Source organism: Mucilaginibacter sp. P25 (assembly GCF_050859465.1).
Taxonomy (GTDB): domain Bacteria; phylum Bacteroidota; class Bacteroidia; order Sphingobacteriales; family Sphingobacteriaceae; genus Mucilaginibacter; species Mucilaginibacter gossypii.
This window is the reverse complement of the sequence record NZ_CP193937.1, coordinates 2,406,235-2,425,646: the sequence shown is the minus strand read 5'-3', so window position 1 is coordinate 2,425,646 and position 19,412 is coordinate 2,406,235. Positions and strand designations below refer to the sequence as shown.

Annotated in this window: 16 protein-coding genes and 1 pseudogene; 10 read left to right on the top strand and 7 right to left on the bottom strand. The window is 42.6% G+C overall.

All coding sequences use genetic code 11. From position 1 onward, the window contains the following. Positions 1–239 precede the first annotated feature (239 nt). From ACRQ5D_RS12635 to ACRQ5D_RS12600, 8 genes and pseudogenes are all read left to right on the top strand, one after another. Positions 240–1,010 carry a DUF349 domain-containing protein gene (locus ACRQ5D_RS12635; RefSeq protein ID WP_091174653.1) on the top strand — a complete coding sequence of 257 codons (771 nt, stop codon included), beginning with the start codon at positions 240–242 and terminating at the stop codon, positions 1,008–1,010. 279 nt (positions 1,011–1,289) lie between these two features. Then, the gene (gene galB / locus ACRQ5D_RS12630) at positions 1,290–3,713 is read left to right on the top strand and encodes a beta-galactosidase GalB (protein ID WP_091174650.1); all 2,424 of its coding nucleotides are present in this window, start codon (positions 1,290–1,292) and stop codon (positions 3,711–3,713) included. A gap of 402 nt (positions 3,714–4,115) precedes the next feature. Next, positions 4,116–4,936: pseudogene (locus ACRQ5D_RS12625) on the top strand (SDR family NAD(P)-dependent oxidoreductase). A gap of 127 nt (positions 4,937–5,063) precedes the next feature. After that, positions 5,064–5,954 carry a helix-turn-helix domain-containing protein gene (locus tag ACRQ5D_RS12620; protein ID WP_091174646.1) on the top strand — a complete coding sequence of 297 codons (891 nt, stop codon included), beginning with the start codon at positions 5,064–5,066 and terminating at the stop codon, positions 5,952–5,954. Positions 5,955–6,062: 108 nt separating this feature from the next. Then, positions 6,063–6,434 carry a YncE family protein gene (locus ACRQ5D_RS12615; protein ID WP_431199751.1) on the top strand — a complete coding sequence of 124 codons (372 nt, stop codon included), beginning with the start codon at positions 6,063–6,065 and terminating at the stop codon, positions 6,432–6,434. Positions 6,435–6,445: 11 nt separating this feature from the next. Then, positions 6,446–8,509 (top strand): bifunctional YncE family protein/alkaline phosphatase family protein, encoded by a 2,064-nt coding sequence (locus ACRQ5D_RS12610; protein WP_431199750.1) that lies wholly within the window; start codon positions 6,446–6,448, stop codon positions 8,507–8,509. Positions 8,510–8,868: 359 nt separating this feature from the next. Then, a complete protein-coding gene (locus ACRQ5D_RS12605; RefSeq protein WP_431199749.1) occupies positions 8,869–9,489 on the top strand; it encodes an aldose 1-epimerase family protein in 621 nt (206 codons plus the stop codon). 88 nt (positions 9,490–9,577) lie between these two features. Continuing rightward, positions 9,578–9,916, top strand: a complete 339-nt coding sequence (locus ACRQ5D_RS12600) for a hypothetical protein (protein ID WP_090534362.1) — start codon at positions 9,578–9,580, stop codon at positions 9,914–9,916. Between the two features lie 453 nt (positions 9,917–10,369). Here ACRQ5D_RS12600 and secG read toward each other — a convergent pair whose 3' ends face one another. The 6 genes from secG to ACRQ5D_RS12570 form a co-directional block, all read right to left on the bottom strand. Beyond that, positions 10,370–10,738, bottom strand: coding sequence for a preprotein translocase subunit SecG (secG, locus tag ACRQ5D_RS12595; protein WP_091174641.1), 369 nt, complete (start codon positions 10,736–10,738; stop codon positions 10,370–10,372). Between the two features lie 9 nt (positions 10,739–10,747). Continuing rightward, positions 10,748–12,118 (bottom strand): hypothetical protein, encoded by a 1,371-nt coding sequence (locus tag ACRQ5D_RS12590; RefSeq protein ID WP_143020874.1) that lies wholly within the window; start codon positions 12,116–12,118, stop codon positions 10,748–10,750. Between the two features lie 21 nt (positions 12,119–12,139). Continuing rightward, the gene (locus tag ACRQ5D_RS12585; RefSeq protein ID WP_091174636.1) at positions 12,140–12,664 is read right to left on the bottom strand and encodes an LptE family protein; all 525 of its coding nucleotides are present in this window, start codon (positions 12,662–12,664) and stop codon (positions 12,140–12,142) included. 5 nt (positions 12,665–12,669) lie between these two features. Next, a complete protein-coding gene (locus ACRQ5D_RS12580; RefSeq protein WP_091174634.1) occupies positions 12,670–13,926 on the bottom strand; it encodes a sigma-54 interaction domain-containing protein in 1,257 nt (418 codons plus the stop codon). 107 nt (positions 13,927–14,033) lie between these two features. Next, on the bottom strand, positions 14,034–15,539 hold the full coding sequence (locus ACRQ5D_RS12575) for a MiaB/RimO family radical SAM methylthiotransferase (RefSeq protein ID WP_432329109.1): 1,506 nt from the start codon (positions 15,537–15,539) through the stop codon (positions 14,034–14,036). 146 nt (positions 15,540–15,685) lie between these two features. Continuing rightward, entirely contained in the window at positions 15,686–16,480 is a 795-nt protein-coding gene (locus ACRQ5D_RS12570; RefSeq protein ID WP_431199746.1) for a COG4315 family predicted lipoprotein, read from the bottom strand. A 352-nt stretch (positions 16,481–16,832) separates the two neighbouring features. Between ACRQ5D_RS12570 and ACRQ5D_RS12565 the strand changes: the two genes are divergently transcribed. Beyond that, entirely contained in the window at positions 16,833–17,642 is an 810-nt protein-coding gene (locus tag ACRQ5D_RS12565) for a hypothetical protein (RefSeq protein WP_432329108.1), read from the top strand. Beyond that, positions 17,633–18,562: a hypothetical protein gene (locus ACRQ5D_RS12560; RefSeq protein WP_432329106.1), complete on the top strand. Its 930-nt coding sequence runs from the start codon at positions 17,633–17,635 to the stop codon at positions 18,560–18,562. The genes ACRQ5D_RS12565 and ACRQ5D_RS12560 overlap by 10 nt, the downstream gene beginning before the upstream one ends. A gap of 483 nt (positions 18,563–19,045) precedes the next feature. On the opposite strand, the gene ACRQ5D_RS12555 is transcribed toward ACRQ5D_RS12560, so the two are convergent. Continuing rightward, complete coding sequence (locus ACRQ5D_RS12555) at positions 19,046–19,252, bottom strand: DUF2683 family protein (RefSeq protein WP_091174625.1); 207 nt, start codon at positions 19,250–19,252, stop codon at positions 19,046–19,048. Positions 19,253–19,412 lie beyond the last annotated feature (160 nt).

The window sequence follows — 19,412 nt, the reverse complement described above, 5'->3', positions numbered from 1 at the left end:
TCAGTTAACTGATTATCAATTTTATGTTAACCCTGCTAACCTCCAACTGCTGGCCTAAGTTAATAGCTATGGTGTTACCACCATAGGTTTAAATCTCCTATTTCAAGATTGATTTTTTTAGCGTGTGGTCGATGTTATCATCATAGCACTGTCTTTTGTAAGAAATATAAGTGGTACAATGAAAACGCCGACCATAAGCACAATGAACGCCTGTTGAATTTTTTATATTTACAAACCTTATGTCTAAAAAAATGATTCCATTAATATTTATAATCATCGGCAGCATTGTTACCGTTACTGCGGCTTTTTTTGACTATAGACAAAAACTCAACGATAAACAGGAGGAATTGGATAACGAAATAAAAAGAAATTTAGAATATCAAAATTTGCTTAGTAAAAGTAACGATATTATTCAAAAGAGCAACAAAATCATTGAGAGCCAACAAACCGTTATTGACTCTTCTAACAAAATAATTGATTTACAAAATCAATTAAGCGAGAGGAATGATAAAATCCAAGATTTACAAAGCAGTACATTAAACGAAATAACCGGAGGAAAGAGCATTCCCAAACTATTTATACTGCCTACACCAATCAATATTTTCATTAAGGTTGCTAATGATACCGATGTCCCGATTAGAAATATATCAATTCAAGTTACAAGAATTATCGACGATTATTTTACAACTGATTCTGCAGGAGTTTCAAATTCTAATAATACCGATGCTTGGAAAGACTGGATATTTGATGTTAGAGATCTTTCAGCACAGTCAGAAAGAATAGTATTTCAGCATGAGAACGAAAAGAAATATAACGATGTATCATACATATATAAGGTAAGTTGGTTGACAGGTTTCTATGAAGGCAGTTTTTCGATTAAAAGCGCGCAAAATTCAATGAGGCTATCTGATTCACACATTAATCATTTCACGAAGGGTTTGGATCTCAAGAAAACTGTTTACGTGGGTGGCGTAAATCCAGATATATACATCAATGGGATTAAGCCTTAATTGGTACATTTATTTCCCAAGAGCCCAATTTAGCCCGTGGTTGATGTTATTACCGTACCATGTCTTTTGTAAGAAATATAGAAGTGGCGCGATGAAAACACCGACCGCAAGCACTATATATAAATATTCAGGGGTGGGAGAGTTTTTTCCTTTATCGCTCAACTTAATTATGATTTAAAGGCAACTCCATACTTATTTACGGCATTCCTTCTCTTTTAACCTATTATTTATAATTTAGTGTCCAAAACACATTTAATCCCAAACGATATTATGTCATCAATGAAAACCCACCGCGCCGGGGCTTATAAGTTTGCATGCATCCTTGCCGTCCTGACGCTGGCCGCATTAAAACCTTTTGCCCAAAACCGGCAGAAACTTGATTTTGATAAAAGCTGGCGCTTTAACCTCGGCGCTGTTGAAAACGGCGAAAAAACAACGCTGAACGACAGCAAATGGCGCGTGCTCAATTTGCCGCATGACTGGAGTATTGAAGGTAAATTTTCAAAAGATAACCCGGCCACACCTGAAGGCGGCGCCCTGCCCGGCGGCATTGGCTGGTACCGCAAAACTTTTACTGTTCCGGCTACATCAAAAGGCAAGCTGGTTTATATTGATTTTGATGGCGTATATCAAAAAAGCGATGTTTGGATTAACGGCCATCACCTTGGCTTCAGGCCAAACGGGTATATCTCTTTCAGGTATGAACTTACTCCTTACTTAAATTTCGGCGGTAATAACGTTATCGCTGTTAAAGTTGATAACTCGGTGCAGCCAAATTCGCGCTGGTATTCGGGTTCGGGTATTTACCGCCATGTTTGGCTGGTTACCACCAACAAAACCGCCATTGATCATTGGGGCACCTATGTAACCACGAGCGATATCACCGGTGCCTCTGCCAAAGTAAATGTACAGGTACAACTGCATAATGACCAGGCATCGCCGCAGGTGCTCATCAGCACCAAACTTTATGACGCGGCCGGTAAACAGGTAGCCGCCGCGGGCGAAGCTACATCGGCAGCGCAAAATAAAAATGAGCCTTTAACGATAACCAATACCCTTACGGTAAAAAACCCGGTGCTTTGGTCGGTAGAGAACCCATACTTATATAAAGCCGTTACCCAGCTTATTGAAGGCAAAAAAGTAGTTGATGAATATACAACCACCGTTGGCATTCGCTATTTTAATTTTGATGCAGATAAAGGTTTCAGCCTGAACGGGAAGCCGATGAAGATTTTAGGTGTTTGTAATCACCATGACCTTGGCAGCCTTGGCGCAGCTATTAACAACCGTGCATTGGAGCGCCAGTTGCAGATGCTCAAAGCGATGGGCTGTAATGGCATCCGCACCTCGCACAACCCTCCGGCACCCGAACTGCTGGACCTTTGCGATAAAATGGGTTTTATTGTGATGGATGAAGCCTTTGATTGCTGGGAATGGAAAAAGGCTACTTACGATTATCACCTGTACTTTAAAGAATGGCATAAACGCGATCTGGAAGACCAAATCAAACGCGACCGCAATCATCCAAGCATCATGATCTGGAGTATCGGCAACGAAATCCCGCAACAGGCGGATACCAGCGCGTTACGCATTGCGCCTGAGTTGGCGGCTATTGTTCACAGCCTCGATAAAACCCGCCCGCTCACTACGGCTAATGACCGTCCGGATAGCACCAACAAAATTATAAAATCGGGTGCTATTGATTTGGTTGGTTATAACTATCACCAGTTTGATTACGCTAAGTTTCATGACCGTTACCCGGGTAAAAAGTTTATTGCTACTGAAACTACTTCGGGTTTGGAAACGCGTGGTTATTATGAAATGCCTTCGGATAGCATCAGGGTTTGGCCGCCAAGCTATGATAAACCTTTTGTAAGGGAAGGCAACAATGTTTCGGCATATGACAACACCCGACCACCCTGGGGCTCAACCCATGAAATGACCTGGAAGGTGATGAAAAAGTACGACTTCCTTTCGGGCATGTTCATCTGGACGGGCTTTGACTATCTGGGCGAACCAACTCCATATTCATGGCCATCGCGCAGCTCCTACTTCGGTATTATTGACCTGGCCGGCTTCCCTAAAGACGTATATTATATGTACCAAAGTGAGTGGACCAATAAAAATGTGCTCCACATTTTCCCGCACTGGAACTGGCAGCCTGGTAAAATGATCGACATCTGGGCATACTATAACAACGCCGATGAGGTTGAGCTTTACCTCAATGGCAAATCATTAGGCATCCAAAAGAAAACCGGCGACGACCTGCACGTAATGTGGCGGGTAAAATATGAGCCCGGCACGCTGAAAGCCATATCGCGCAAAAACGGCAAAACCGTGTTAACCCGCGAGATCCATACCGCCGGAGTTCCTGCAAAAATCGAGCTGACTGCCGACCGCTCGCAGATCAAAGCCGATGGCAAAGACCTGTCATTTATCACCGTAAAAATATTGGATAAAGACGGCAACGTTGTACCTGATGCTGATAACAAGGTAAACTTTAAGATTGCCGGCGAGGGCTCCATTGCCAGCGTTGACAACGGCGATCCGGTTAGCCATGATCCGTTTAAAGCTGATTACCGAAAATCATTTCATGGCCTTGCGCTGGCCATAGTACAGGCCAAAGAAAAAGCCGGCACGATCACTTTAACCGCTTCGGCTGATGGTTTGAAAAGTGCTACACTGGTACTGAAAAGTAAATAACATCACCCCCGCCCTCTCCTTTGGAGAGGGAGTTTGAACCTATAAAAAAACGCACCCCGTCTCCCTGTAGATGGGGTGCGTTTTTTTATAAGCCGAAGAGCCTTTAAAACGGAGGAAAAGTTTTTTGTAGAGACGCATAATTGCGTCTCCCGGCGGACAAGCCAATTCAAAAGGCTTCTGATTTCGTTCGAAATTGCATGCGGGAGACGCAATTATGCGTCTCTACATTTAAAACAATCAAAGTCAAACGGTTTCTAAGTTTCTGCCGACATTTACGCCTAATGACACTTTGATTACCAATTACAAGCCCCCGCGTAAAAATGTATCATTGTTCCCTACTTCTGTATAAATTGCCCTGTGTTTGCCCTGTTAATTTTGTGCTATCATTTAAAAACAACAAAAATGGCAAAGACAATTTTCATTACCGGCGCATCACGTGGTTTCGGTAAATTATGGGCCGAGGCATTACTGCAAAGAGGCGATAAAGTAGTAGCAACCGCTCGTAACCTGAGCGCTTTGGATGACCTGGTAAATAAATATGGCGACAATATTTTACCGCTGCAACTGGATGTTAATGATCGCGCTGCAGATTTCGCAGCCATCAACAAGGCAAAAGAACACTTCGGCAGTATTGATGTGCTGATCAACAATGCAGGTTACGGTTTATTCGGCAGCGTTGAAGAAACTACCGAGCAGGAAGCCCGCGAGCAGATGGAAACCAATTTTTTGGACTGCTATGGTTATCACAGGCAGTGTTACCTGTAATGCGTGAACAAGGCTACGGCCATATTATCCAGCTTTCGAGCGTACTTGGCCTCGTTACTTTACCTGTGCTGGGTTTATATAACGCCTCTAAATTTGCGGTAGAAGGTTTAAGTGAAACCCTGGCCGCCGAAGTAAAAGGCTTTGGAATAAACGTTTCCCTGATTGAACCTAACGGCTTTGCAACTGATTGGGCTGGCGCTTCTGCCGCGCAAACCGTGGCAATGCCCGAATATGATGCTGTACGGGCGGCTTTCCAGGCTGGTTTAAATGACACCGATATTTTCGGTGTACCGGAAGCTACTACAGATGCTGTGCTGAAGCTGATTGACACCGAAAACCCTCCGTTGCGTTTATTCCTGGGTAAACACGCACACCCGTGGGTTAAACAAACTTATGAAGGCCGTGCTGCTGAGTGGGAAAGCTGGAGCGAGGTATCTGCCGCTGCGCACGGTAAATAATATCCTACAGTATATTAATTAATCAGACCATGCTTTAGGCTTTAAGCATTCAGCCTCTGATATAAATGGTATTATTTGATATAATCTACGCCGCAATTCGGCGTAGATTTGTTTATCTTTATTCATCATGCAGCATTTTAAAAATTTGGCCGATATGCACCGCTCCAATGGTTTCCCGATGCCGGAGAACCCACTCTTCAGCCTGTACAGGTGCACCCACACCTGTGGGTTTGGCGAAAGAGAGTTTACATCTGATTTTTACATGATCGGGTTTAAAAAACTTAAAGCAGGTCAGATCATGTATGGCCGTACAAAATATGATCACGATAACGGCAGCATGATGTTCATCAAACCCCGGCAGGTGATCCAGTTTAACAGTGTGGAGTATGATGAGGATGCGTTTATCATGTTCATTCACGAGGATTTTCTGAACGGCCACTTTCTGCATAACGAAATAAGCAAATATGCTTTTTTTGACTATGAGGCAAACGAAGCCCTGCACCTTTCGCCATCGGAAGAGCAGATTATGTGGGACCTTTATTACAAGATAGAAGCCGAATATCACAATAACACCGATGAATATAGCCGCGATATTATACTTACGCATATTGATTCTATCCTGAAATACTCGCAACGGTTTTACAAACGCCAGTTTATTAACCGTACAGAGCTTTCGGGTAAAACAGTATCAAAGTTTAATGAAGTGTTAGCGGCTTATTTTACCAACGGCTTATTGCTAAGCCAGGGACTGCCCTCTGTTAACGCGTTGGCCTCACAACTTAATTTATCACCTCGTTACCTAAGCGATATGCTTAAGCAGGAAACAGGAAAAACTGCTATTGAACTGATCCACATTTACCTTATAAACGAGGCAAAAAACCGTCTTAAAAGTGATTACCAAAACGTTTCTGAAATAGCATACGAACTTGGCTTTGAGAACCTTCCATATTTTTCACGATTGTTTAAAAAAGAAACGGGTATCAGCCCTAACCAGTTTAAAAAACAGTTGGTAAATTGATACACTAAGGCACTTACGCGGAAAAGTCCAATTTATTTATATTAAGTTTCTGTTAACAAGCCTTTCGGAATAAAACGATTTTGTAATTTTGATTACAATCGTTTTCTTATGAAACTAAAACTCATCGCCGGCATTATTCTTTTATGTGCGGCATTACAATCCTTCGCTCAAACTCCGGGAAAAATTGAACAAACAGGACAGGTACTATTGCCCAACGGCTGGAAGCTTAGTCCCGCGGGCAGGTCTTTACCGCTTGGCGATCTGCCGCTGAACATGCAGCTTTCCGTATCCGGTAAATTATTAGCTGTTACCAACAACGGCCAAAGCACCCAGTCGGTACAGCTCATCGACCCTAAAAATGAAAAACTGCTTGATGAGGTAGTAGTTAAAAAATCATGGTACGGGCTCGCTTTCAGCCGTGATGAAAAAAACTATATGCATCAGGCGGTAATGACAACTGGATCCTGGTATTTAATATAGCCGGTAACAAATTGGGCACCCCGGATACCATCAAATTAGCACCGAATGCCTGGCCCAAAAATAAGGTTTGCCCTACCGGCATGGTAACTAACAAAAGTAACAGCCGCCTGTATTCGGTGACAAAGGAAGACAGCACTCTTTATATTATCGATCCTGATAAAAAAGACATCCTTAAACAGGTAAAACTCCCTGCTGAAGCTTACAGCTGTATTTTATCGCTCGATGAAAAAACGCTGTATATTTCGTTATGGGGCAGCGATATGCTTGGCTTTTACAACATAGCTACGCAAACACTCAGCACCATTAAAACCAGCAGCCATCCTAACGAACTGCTTTTAGATAAGAAAGGGAAATTCCTGTATGTGGCCGATGCGAACGACAATGCGGTATCCGTAGTAAATACTTCAACTCATAAAATAATAGAAACCATTTCTACAGCGCTTTATCCTACCCGCCTCACCGGTTCAACCAGCAACGGCCTGGCCTTATCGCAAAACGGGAAAACGCTTTATATAGCCAACGCGGATAATAACTGTCTTGCTGTATTTGATGTTACTATGCCGGGCAGCAGCAAAAGCAAGGGCTTTATCCCGGTAGGCTGGTACCCAACAAACGTAAAGGTATTGGGTAATAAAATCCTGGTATCAAACGGCAAAGGGTTTTCATCAATGGCCAATCCTAAAGGGCCGCAGCCTGTTAAAAAAACAGATAACAGCGGTTACAAGCAAGGGGCTATCAACAGCCGGGAGCAATACATAGGCGGTTTGTTTAAAGGCACGCTATCATTTATCAACAGCCCGTCGGATGCCGAACTGAAAACTTACACCAGGCAGGTTTATGCCAACACGCCGTTTACTGCTAAAATTGCAAAAACAGCCAAAGGCGAAGAAGGCAACCCCATTCCACGCCGCCTGGGCGAAAAGTCGCCCATTAAATATGTGTTCTATATTATTAAAGAAAACCGCACTTACGACCAGGTTTTAGGCGATATGCCGCAAGGGAACGGCGATACTTCGTTGTGCATCTTCGGTAAAAAAGTAACGCCTAACCATCACGCTATTGCCAATGAATTTGTATTGCTTGATAACTTTTACGTTGATGCGGAGGTAAGCGCCGACGGCCACAACTGGAGCATGGCTGCCTATGCTACCGATTTTGTAGAAAAAACATGGCCAACCAGTTACGGTAGCCGCGGTGGCAATTATGATTTTGAAGGAACCCGCAAAGCCGCCTATCCGCGCGATGGCTTTATATGGGATTATTGCAAACGCGCCGGTGTAAGCTATCGTACTTACGGCGAGTTTGTGAGCGATGGTAACCCCGGCAAAGCAAACTTAAAATCGCTTGAAGGGCATTTTTGTATCAAGTCGCCGGGCTTTGACCTGAATGTGAAAGATGTTAAAAGGACTGAGATCTGGGCCCATGACTTTGATTCGTTACTCACTATAAACGCGGTGCCGCATTTTAACACCGTGCGCATTTCAAACGACCATACCAGCGGGCAGCGCAAAGGCGCCATATCGCCCATCGCCGCCGTGGCCGATAATGATCTTGCCATTGGCCAGTTCATTGAGCATTTATCACATAGTTCGATCTGGAAAGAGTCGGTGGTTTTTATTTTGGAGGATGATGCCCAAAACGGCCCCGACCATATTGATGCCCACCGTTCACCGGTGTTTGTAGCCGGTCCATATGTAAAACGCAACGCTGTGATCCACGGTATGTATTCAACCTCGGGTGTTTTGCGTACTATCGAGCTTATTTTAGGATTGCCGCCGATGAGCCAGTATGATGCCGCAGCTATGCCGCTGTATGATTGCTTTACCAGCAAGCCCGACCTTACACCATATACTGCTAAGCCGGCACAGGTTGATTTGGAACAGCGCAACATAGCAGTAAACGAGAGCAGCAAACGTTCTGAGTTGTTTAATTTTGCCAAAGAGGATGCTGTGCCGGATATCGACCTGAATGAAGTGGTTTGGAAGTACGTAAAAGGAGAGGCATCTGTCATGCCTGCGCCAAAAAGGAGTGCCTTTGTAATTTTAGAACCTAAAAAAGAACAGGATGATGATTGATTTGTTAACTTCGTTGAACCGGAAGTTATCCAATTAACGAATCCTTAATATATTGGTTTAAAGCCCGGCCGTTGTTTATAAAAGCCGGGCTTTCACATTAATAATACTCCTATGATCACTCATTTAGAAAACGAGCACATTAAAGTAGCTATCGACACCAAAGGCGCTCAGCTAAGTTCATTTATTAACAAAGCAACAGGTATCGAACATATGTGGCAGGCCGATGAAAAGATTTGGCCATGGCATGCTCCCAACCTTTTCCCGATAGTAGGTGGCCTCATCAATAATGAGCTTTTGGTTAATGGCGAAAAGTATGCGATGTCGCGCCACGGCTTTGCACGTCAGTCGGAGTTTTTTTATTGGAGTCGGATGAAACATCGGCAAGCTATTCGTTACCTAATTGCGAGAATACGCTTAAAGTTTATCCTTTTAAATTTGATTTCCAGATCCTGTATCACCTTATTGATAACGCGCTTCGGATTACCTATAAAGTGATCAACCTCGATAAAAAATCAATATATTTTTCTGTTGGCGGGCACCCGGCTTTTAACGTTCCCTTCAATAAAGGCGAGAACTATGAGGATTATTACCTGGAGTTTGAAACAGAAGAACATTTTGACACCCATCTTTTATCAAAAGATGGCTTTTTTAACGGCGTAACACATCCGGTACCAACTCCGAATAAAAAGCTTTATTTAACCCGCGATCTGTTTAATGACGATGCACTGGTTTTTAAAGATCTGAAATCGCGCATGGTAACTATTAAAAGCGATAAACATGATCAAACCTTGGCGCTTGAATTTCCTCATTTTAATTATCTTGGTTTATGGGCCAAACCGGGGGCTAATTTTGTTTGCATAGAACCATGGCTTGGCTGCGCCGATACCGAAGGCAAGCACGTTGATATTAAGGATAAAGAAGCTATCCAAAAATTAAGCGTGGGACATGTTTTTGAATCGGCCTATTTTGTTTGCTTATAACATTTGGGTTACAATAATTTTATACTTCGGTAAAACATTTTTCGCACTTTTTCTCTTTCATAGAAAGAATCACTTAAATATTAAAACTATGAAAACTAAAGTTTATTTATTAGCCCTCACCATGCTGCTGTCATTTACGGCGTTGAACACCTTTGCTGCTGATAGCCACGCGCTTACCCCGCTAAGCAAGGAAGAAATAGCAACCATGACAACCGAGCAAAAACAAGCCCGTGTTGAGGAGATCAAGGCCCGTGTAAATGAGATCAAAGCGATGGATAAATCGGAGCTTACCAAAGCTGAACGTAAGGAATTGCGTACCGAATTAAAATCAATGAAAAAAGAAGCCAATGCCCTTGGCGGCGGTGGTATTTACCTTTCAGTAGGTGCTATCATCATCATTATTTTGGTATTGATCCTGATATTATAATTTTAATCGTCTTGTATAAAAAACGCCTCCGACGAAAATCGGGGGCGTTTTCTTTATGTCCGTTCAGGACCTTTCAGAGATTTAAGTTACCCTATAAAATTAATGCTCATTTGGCTAGTACCAATTGAGTAATTAACTGAGTTGAACCCCTCTGGGGTTCAGATAAAGTAGGATGCTATTTCTACAAACATTTTCTCCCTCCGGGAAGACTTTTACGATTTAATAAACATATATTAATTGCTTATAGACAGGTGCACCAGAGGTGCAAAAGGTTTGTAGCATGAAAAATAGAAGTATCCTTTGCCCCAGAGGGGCAAAACAACACGCCTTGCTGATTAATTTTGTGAATTAACTTAAATCTCTGAAAGACCCGGATGGGACAGAAATTCCTGGAAAAAGAAAAAGCCCCTGAATATATCCAGAGGCCTTCAATATATCTTAATTGATTATTTACTATTTTTTGCTGCTGTCGGCTTTAGGAGCTGCCGGTGTAGCAGATGGCGTTAATGCCGGAGTTGATGAAGGAAGCGCGTTGCTTGGTTTTGAAGCTTTTTCAATTTGCTCACGCAGTGCAGGGTTATCATTGCTGCTTGATGAGCCGCCTTTTACAGCAACGTTAATAGCCAATGATAACACCATAAGGGTGATAGCTAACGCCCAGGTACCTTTTTCTAAAAAGTCGCCGGTTTTTTGTACACCCATTAATTGTGATGAGCTTGAAAAATTTGATGCCAAACCACCGCCTTTAGGGTTTTGGATAAGTACGATAAGCCCTAACAGAGCGCATACAATTACGGTAACAATGATTAAAACGATATACATTTCTTTATATTAATTAGTTTTCTTCTCTAACTCCTCAATTTGGCTTGCAAAGTAACGGCTTTTTTCCGGGAATTTCAACATCAATTTTTTGTAAGTTGCAATAGCTTTGTGATATAACATCTGGTCGATGTAAATTTGGGCTAATGTTTCACTTACCAGGTCATTTCTGTCTTCCGAGCTCTTCTTTGCTTTGTTCTCATTATCGAGCTTATCAATTGATGGCGGCCTGATCTGGGGCTCCTCTTTAATAAATTTCTCAATGATGATGTCTTCCTTTCTTTTTATCTCCGGCACATCGGGCTGAGGGGTTTTCTCCAGCTCCTCCAGAGATTGCGAATGGAAGATATTTTCATAATACTGATGCTGTAATGCATCGGCAGTCTGGCTATCAGATGCTACAGGTTTTTTTGGCTGTGCAACCGTTTCAATATTATAAGGCTGATAAGTTGATGCATATTCCTTACGGGTTTTATCTAACCACCACATAAAGGTATAAGGCATTTTCTCGTCGTTGTACTTTGATAAAACCTCCTGCTGTTCAGTAGCTTCAATTTCTGCCGGCTGCGGAGCCGACTCCTGCGATATCGCCTTATCATCATTCCTTGTGTCAACAACCGAGTTATCAAACAAAAAATAATCCGTGGATGCGATATTACCGATTATCCATTTTTCAGTTACATCGTCCCTTACGTCTTTAGCTTCGTCAACGGCAACCGGCGCCTCATCGGCCACCTCTGTTTTATCGTTTATCGCTGCATCGGTATTAACATTAGTAGCAACAGGTTCATTCACATTAGCCTGGCCTATACTTATATTCTCAATCCCAACAATTTCATCGTAAACCTCATCATCTATATCGTGGGTAGATGAAACTGATTCCCCGTTGGGCTCAGTTGCAACTGCTCCCGGATCAGCAACTTCCGTTATCGGTTCTGCATCTGCAATTTCAGGCTCAGGATCATCGATATTGATAAAATTGAAACTGCTTTTATCCTGATCTGTGTCTGCGGCTAAATCTTCGGGCAGTGTATCAGCCAGGTCATCAACAGCGGGACCGATATTAAAATAGTTTTCGGAGGCCGGTGTATTATTTACCGGAACACTATCAAGCAGGTTAATTACCTGTGATGAATTTACCGGAGAAAGGCCTTCGGGCTCCTGAATTAATTTATGCAGTAAAACAGGCTTGTAATAAACGGCCGCGCGCTGTATATCCTTATTGGTACCGGCATGGGCAAGCAAAGCATGCAAAATACCGCTTTGCGGGTAGGCATCAACCAGTTGCTGCAGGTTATAACCATAAAAAGAACCCGTTTCGGCCGGGTTGGCCAACAGTTCATCTAATATTTCGTATTGCCTGCTATTCAAATATTGATCCACGTGGTTGAAAATACAAATTGCCTACCAATTAGAAAAGGCTGCGTTAAAAATATCATCAATTAATTGCTTGTTAATTTGCTGTATAAGCCCCTGTTCCTGCGAAGAAATATCTCCCTTGTAATTGGCAAACTTAGTAAAACTTTGCTCAAAACTAAGCTTTTTATCCGCCGGAGTTTTCGCGGCATCAAATGAAAATTTAACACGCACGGTAATAGTAAGCCTGTTGGCATTAGCAATTGGCGCAACATTGCTCGCCGTTGCCTCGATAGAAACCGGGGCGATAGAATAACCGGTAATAGCGCCCGACATAGTTGCATCAGCCTCGCCGCGGACTAAGCTTAGGCTGGTTTGTGTACGGATCCTGTCTTTTAACGCTTCGGTAAAAGTTTGGCTTAGATTATTTACCACCAGCGGGGCATTGTTTTCAAAAAACTGCACATTGATGGTCTTCAAACCGGGCGGGATTGATTGGTTTTTGAGCGTGTAACATGATTGACATATAAGTATCAGCACACACACCGAAATAATCCCCAAAAGTTTTTTCATCAATTTTATAAGTTTAGTTCTTTTATTTTCCTGTATAACGTACGCTCAGAAATCCCCAGTTCATTAGCGGCAAGTTTGCGTTTACCCTTATGTTTTTTCAACGCCTTACGGATCAGGTCTGATTCTTTTTCAATCAGCGATAATGATTCCTCTACCTCTTCGGCATCATGTGTTATATTAAAACCGTCGATAGTGTTGCTATTACTGCTGGTGTTTGTAACGGTATTAACGGGTTGTTGTAAAGTAAATTGTGTTTCATTATTACCATGCAGCTCAATATCGCGGTAAAGTTGATTTAAGGTTTGCGGATTATTGGCATAATGCGGCGAAACCCCGCCATGCTCAATAATATCCGCCACCAGTTTTTTCAACTCTACCATATCCCGCTTCATATCAAACAATACTTTATACAGTATGTCGCGTTCAGAAAAATCCTCTTTAGGCTGATTGTCCAAACGCATCGGCAGGTTACGCGCGCCGGCCTCGTGCGGGATATAGGTAAGCAGGGTTTGGGCAGTGATGATCCTGTCGCGCTCAAGTACAGCCAATTGTTCGGCCATGTTTTTCAACTGCCTTACATTACCCGGCCACGAATAGTTGGTTAATACCTGCTGCGCTTCTTCATCAAGCTGGATGGGCGGCGTACGGTATTTGTCGGTAAAATCAGCAGTAAACTTGCGGAACAGCAGAAACACGTCTTCTTTCCTGTCGCGCAATGGCGGAATCTTCAGCGGTACCGTGTTTAAACGATAGTAAAGGTCCTCACGGAATTTGCCGTTCTTCACCGCGTCATACACATCAACATTGGTAGCCGCGATAACGCGTACGTTGGTTTTTTCTACTTTCGACGAACCTACTTTGATATATTGTCCCGATTCGAGCACCCGCAGCAAACGGGCCTGGGTACCCAGGGGCATTTCAGCAATCTCATCTAAAAATATGGTACCACCGTTTACGGTTTCAAAATAACCTTTACGCTCACCAACGGCGCCCGTGTAAGCTCCTTTTTCGTGACCAAAAAGTTCCGAATCGATTGTACCTTCAGGTATGGCGCCGCAGTTAACGGCAATAAAAGGCCCATGCTTGCGTGGGCTCATCTGATGTATGATGTGCGAAAAAACCTCTTTACCACTACCACTCTCGCCGGTAATCAATACCGAGATATCAGTAGGTGCAACCTGGTTTGCTATAGTTATAGCCCGGTTAAGCAATGGCGAATTGCCAATGATCCCGAAGCGTTGTTTTATTTCCTGTACTTCCATACCCCCGGCCCCCTAAAGGGGGAGTTATTGTAAATGTTTATAATTCTTGTTTATCATAATCCCAACATTTTTTGTTACACCCCAAACCATCAGGATGTAACTCCCCTTTAGGGGGTTTGGGGGATAACTTTACCTATCAACGTAGCAGTTGTGCTGCGTTCAATCAATACGTTTACATATTGCCCCGGCTTGTAATTTTCACCAACCGGGAAAATCACCATCGCGTTTTGATCGCTGCGGCCACAATAGTCTTTGTCTGATTTTTTGGAGAAACCTTCTATCAGTACACGTTCTACCCGGCCAATGCGGGCCTGCATTCTGTAAAAAGAATATTCCTGTTGCTTGGCTACAATTTCGGTTAAGCGTTTTTGTTTTACCTCTTCCGGTATGTCATCGGCATAGCGTTTTGCCGCTAAGGTACCCGGCCTTTCGCTGTATTTAAACATGTAGGCAAAATCATACTTTACGTAATCCATCATGCTTACAGTATCCTTGTGCTCCTCATCTGTTTCGCTGCAAAAACCGGTGATCACATCGGTTGAAATTGCACAATCCGGAATGATACGACGGATAGCGTCGATCCTGTTGATGTACCATTCACGGTCATAAGTGCGGTTCATCAGGTCAAGAATACGGCTGTTGCCCGATTGTACCGGCAGGTGGATATAATTACAGATGTTATCGTATTTATTGATGGCATACAGCACCTCATCGGTGATATCCTTTGGATGTGAGGTTGAAAACCTAACCCTCAAATCAGGATCGATCAGTGCCACCATTTCTAACAGGTTAGCGAAGTTTACCCCTCCAACCTCCCCCAAGCGGAGGCTTTTGTCATTTTCAACGCCTGCTTCAATTTGCCCTTCTAAAGCCCTCTCCTTTGGAGAGGGTTGGAGAGAGGTCCATTTATATGAATCTACATTCTGCCCTAATAAAGTAACCTCACGATAACCTCTGTCAAACAGGTCGCGGCATTCGGCAACTATCGATAAGGGGTCGCGGCTGCGCTCGCGGCCACGGGTAAAGGGTACCACGCAAAATGAGCACATGTTGTCGCACCCGCGCATAATGGATACAAATGCATTGATACCATTGCTGTTTAAACGCACCGGGCTGATATCGGCATAAGTTTCCTCACGGGAGAGCAGCACGTTAACTGCCTTTTGACCATCATCTACCTGGTTAATGAGGTTCGGCAGATCGCGGTACGCATCCGGACCAACCACAACATCAACTAATTTTTCTTCTTCCAGGAATTTTGATTTGAGGCGTTCGGCCATACAGCCCAATACACCTACTACCAGGCCCGGATTTTTTACCTTAGCAACGGTAAACTCTTTTAAACGGTTGCGTACGCGTTGTTCGGCATTTTCGCGGATAGAACAGGTATTGATGAAAATAACATCGGCTACGCTATAGTCGGCAGTGGTTTCAAAACCGCTTTCGGCCAATATCGATGCAACTATCTCACTGTCAGAAAAATTCATGGCGCAGCCGTAGCTTTCAATATAAAGCTTGCGGCCATTATTTTTAGCTGTTTCGGCTTTTAACATTAACGCCTCACCCTGCCTGCTCTCATCATGTGTTTTATCCGGAATAAGCAAATCCATCATTTATATAAAAAATTAGTTTGCAAAAATAAACAAAATTTAAATACCTAAATGACATATTGTCAGTATTAAATAAAATCTCATTTATTTCAAAAAAAACGGGTGACACTTTCGCGTTACCCGTTTATCCTATTCAAATAAGCCGTTACTTATTGCGTTAAAGCTACAGTGGTGGTATTATTGATTTGCCAGATAGCTGCACCGGGCGTAGGGAAGCTTACACCCTTGGTGCTACCTTTAACACCATTGTCCTGGCCAAAATAGTAAAGTGGATGCCCTTTGTACACCAGTTGTGTTTGTCCGAATACGGTTATCACATCAAAGTCGGCTTTATTTAAAATAGAAGGAACACTTTGAACCGCCGTTACCGCATCGATTGGCCAATTAGCGTCATGCGCCACCACACCGGTGCTGAATTTATTTGTCTTAAACGTATCCTTGGTAAACAGGTACAAAGTACGGCCATTGGCATCTGTGATATATTGTGAATTTTCAGTACCGGCGATACTTTTGCTTGTGTATTGGTTACCATCATGCCCTATCAGTTGCGCGTAGGAAACCATAACGGTGTAATCCGGCTTGGCTATAAACCATGATTTGTCAACGCCATCACCGTTAACATCGGTAACTGCCACGTCTTTTGCATAATAATATAAAGGCCAGCCTTTATAGGTAGTTTGCTTGTTGCCGTCGGCATTGGTGATAACGCCGAAGTCGGCAGCTGCCAGGCCGGTACCTATAGATGGGTTTTCTTTATAAAAGGCAGGCCAGGCTACAGCGCATCCACCGGTACAAGTTGAAACGTTTGCGGCATCATCAGAGAACAGGTACAACGCACGGCCGTTATTATCCGTTATGATACTACCAAAAGTTGCGTTTGAGGTAAGCTGTACGCCGGTAACAGCTTTAGGTGTGGTTGGATTGTTGTCGTGATTTTTTTGCACGATGCCGCTAATAAAGTTAGGGCGATTGAGCCTGTCAGGGCTAAGTACATTTTTGTTTTCATCGGGGGTCTTTTGATGTTAGTTATGGATATTTATAAACATAACGCCCTGAAATTCCCGAGGGTTGCTTTGCAGTTAAACAAAACCTTTATTTGAGTTAAACGCCGGCATATAATTCCGCATTAACAATGATGAATTAAGTATGAGTTTTAACAAAAAATAACTTATCCATCCGCTATGCTATAACAAAAGTTGCTACCTTGCTGTTAAGCATTAAAACACAAGTAAAAGTAACACCGGTAAATGGCACTCAATTTTTTAAAGCACCAGTGGCAAAAAAACGTTCAAATTTGTGCTGATACCGGTTATAGTGATATTGCTGCTGGCCGTAGTAGTAAACAGGTATTGGTCGCCCATTTTGGCCGACAAAGTAAAGGATGTAGTATTAAGCAGCAGCGACAGCCTTTACAAAGCCGATTTTTCGGACGCCGAGCTGCATATCCTGCAGGGCAAAATTATTATTTACAATATAACCCTTAAGCCCGACACAACAGTTTATAATCAAAAAAAGCGTTTACGCCTGGCCCCCAATACCCTGGTTGAGCTTAAGGTAAAACGGCTGGTGCTTAATCATGTGCATCCATTTAGCCTCTATTTTCAAAAAAAGCTTAATATTGGCCAAATCATCCTGAATGAGCCACGCCTGAATGTAAGCTACCAGCTAAACCATACCAGGGATACTGTTGTTAAAGATCGCCGTACAGCCTGGCAACGCATCTCCAAAAGCCTTAGATCGATCCATATCGGCAGCATATTGCTTAATGATGTTAACCTGAACTATGAGGATTACTCGGGCAACAAGGTGGCCATTTCCAAACTTAAAGAGCTAAACTTAAGTGCAAACGACCTGCTCATTGATTCGGCTACACAATATGATAAATCGCGCCTGCTTTATTGCAAAGATATCGTCACCGAATTAAACAATTACACCGGAGAAACACCAAGCGGCTTGTACGCTTATAAGATCAGGCATCTTAAACTCTCCACCCTTACATCACGCCTAAATATCGAAGGACTTGCTATGCAGCCTACTAAATCGGACGTTTTTTTGATAAAAGCAAGAAAGACAGGCTGGGCTTACTGGCCGATTCTGTGCAGCTAAACAATTTTGACTACCTAAATTATCACAAATACCGCACAGTTTCTGCTTCAAGCCTAACCATGACAAATGGCAAGATAACTGCTTTCACCAATCCGGGTAAGAAACCAGATCCTATAACCGACAAGGTTAAAACGTTCCCCAATATGATGATCAGGAAATTAAACCTTGATTTAAGGATCGACACCATGAAAATCCGGCACGTTGATGTGGTTTATAACGAGTTCAATAAAAAATCTCAAAAAACAGGCACCGTTACCTTTAATAATACCAGCGGGGCTATTTATAATATTACTAACAATCCATCGGCCATAGCCAAAAACAACATTACCCTTGTTGATCTGACAACCTATTTTATGAACCGCGGCCGGCTCGATGTGCAATTGAAATTTAATTTAAGTGATGAAGATGCCGCCTTCAGTTATAAGGGCACATTAGGACCAATGGAATTTGGAAGGCTAAATCCAGCTACCATGCCTTTGGCTATGGTAAAAATGACATCGGGCAGTGTAAAAAAATTCAGCTTTGATATCCAGGCCAACAGCAAGGTATTTAAAGGCAAGGTTGATTTTTTATATAACGATTTAAAGGTGGTATTATTAAAACCAGATACTGCTAACGACCGCTTTAAAAGGAAATCGATCATGTCGATATTTGCTAACCTGTTTGTGATCAGGCGTAGTAATCCTGATGATAAGGGAAAGCTCACTTCGTCATTAGTAATATATAAGCGACCTAAAGATTCGCCTTTTTTTAAAACGGTTTGGAAAACCTTACTCACCGGAATCAAACCATGCATCGGCCTTGATGAAGAAAGCCAAAAAGCCACTAAAGACCGCATCGACGAGCACCTCAAAAACAAGGAAGAACGGTTAAAGAATAAGGCACAACGCCAAAAAGAAAAGCAGAGCGAAAAAAGCTGATGGACCAGGGGAAGTTTTGATTTGAAAATTATTCAATTTGAAGATTTGAAAATGGAGCCCCTCGAGTTTTCTTCCGCCGCTGTTGGTGTTCGGAAGATAAAATTTGGGCGAAAATGTTCATTTAAAAAAGAGACAACTTTATCTTCGAACACCTGTGATGAACACCCACAACGGCGGGGTATTGATTGGGGAACTTGTTATAAAAACAACTGATCCCGACGATTGTCCCAAAAGTATAAGAGATGAACAGATGTTTCTGTAACCCGGTAAAATAGAGAAGTGTGTTTACTGATAATTGCAATTCTTACATTGACATCTATAGATGTAGCTTTATACATAAGTGGATATTCTGCTATTAGAGCTACGATGTTTTCAGTCTTTTCTAAAAATTTATCAGCAACTTTTTTCCGAAACGGATTTCAATAAAGTCGTAAACTGCTATAAATGTTTCGTCCGCATTTTGCGTAGATAGGATTTCTAAACTCATCTTCTGTTTAGAACATTCCTAAATCCGGTGTATGGAGTTAATTTTCCCTCATCAGCTTGTTTTAGTGATTCTTTAACTCCCTTAACCACGTAATCCGGGTAAACTTCGCTTTTTTGTTCAAAAGATATTTTCATGGCTTTCATCACTGCTTTTAAAGCTGCCATCTGCTCCTTATTCTCAGGGTAAACAATTAATGCATCCATATAACAAATATACTAATTCCTTAAAGCTATTTAAAATCCCGGGTGCCGTTCGTGTCCCCTCAGGATCTCTTTTTGAGGATCATGAATTATCCGCAAATTTTTCCTGGATAGAGTAAAGCTTCGTTCATATAGTATTCGACTAAGGCTAACCGTAAGATAA

Bases quoted from the DNA above. Each gene is read 5' to 3' on its own strand.
- ACRQ5D_RS12635 (WP_091174653.1), top strand. From the start codon at position 240: ATGTCTAAAAAAATGATTCCATTAATATTTATAATCATCGGCAGCATT.
- galB (WP_091174650.1), top strand. From the start codon at position 1,290: ATGAAAACCCACCGCGCCGGGGCTTATAAGTTTGCATGCATCCTTGCC.
- ACRQ5D_RS12620 (WP_091174646.1), top strand. From the start codon at position 5,064: ATGCAGCATTTTAAAAATTTGGCCGATATGCACCGCTCCAATGGTTTC.
- ACRQ5D_RS12615 (WP_431199751.1), top strand. From the start codon at position 6,063: ATGAAACTAAAACTCATCGCCGGCATTATTCTTTTATGTGCGGCATTA.
- ACRQ5D_RS12600 (WP_090534362.1), top strand. From the start codon at position 9,578: ATGAAAACTAAAGTTTATTTATTAGCCCTCACCATGCTGCTGTCATTT.
- secG (WP_091174641.1), bottom strand. From the start codon at position 10,738: ATGTATATCGTTTTAATCATTGTTACCGTAATTGTATGCGCTCTGTTA.
- ACRQ5D_RS12585 (WP_091174636.1), bottom strand. From the start codon at position 12,664: ATGAAAAAACTTTTGGGGATTATTTCGGTGTGTGTGCTGATACTTATA.
- ACRQ5D_RS12580 (WP_091174634.1), bottom strand. From the start codon at position 13,926: ATGGAAGTACAGGAAATAAAACAACGCTTCGGGATCATTGGCAATTCG.
- ACRQ5D_RS12575 (WP_432329109.1), bottom strand. From the start codon at position 15,539: ATGATGGATTTGCTTATTCCGGATAAAACACATGATGAGAGCAGGCAG.
- ACRQ5D_RS12555 (WP_091174625.1), bottom strand. From the start codon at position 19,252: ATGGATGCATTAATTGTTTACCCTGAGAATAAGGAGCAGATGGCAGCT.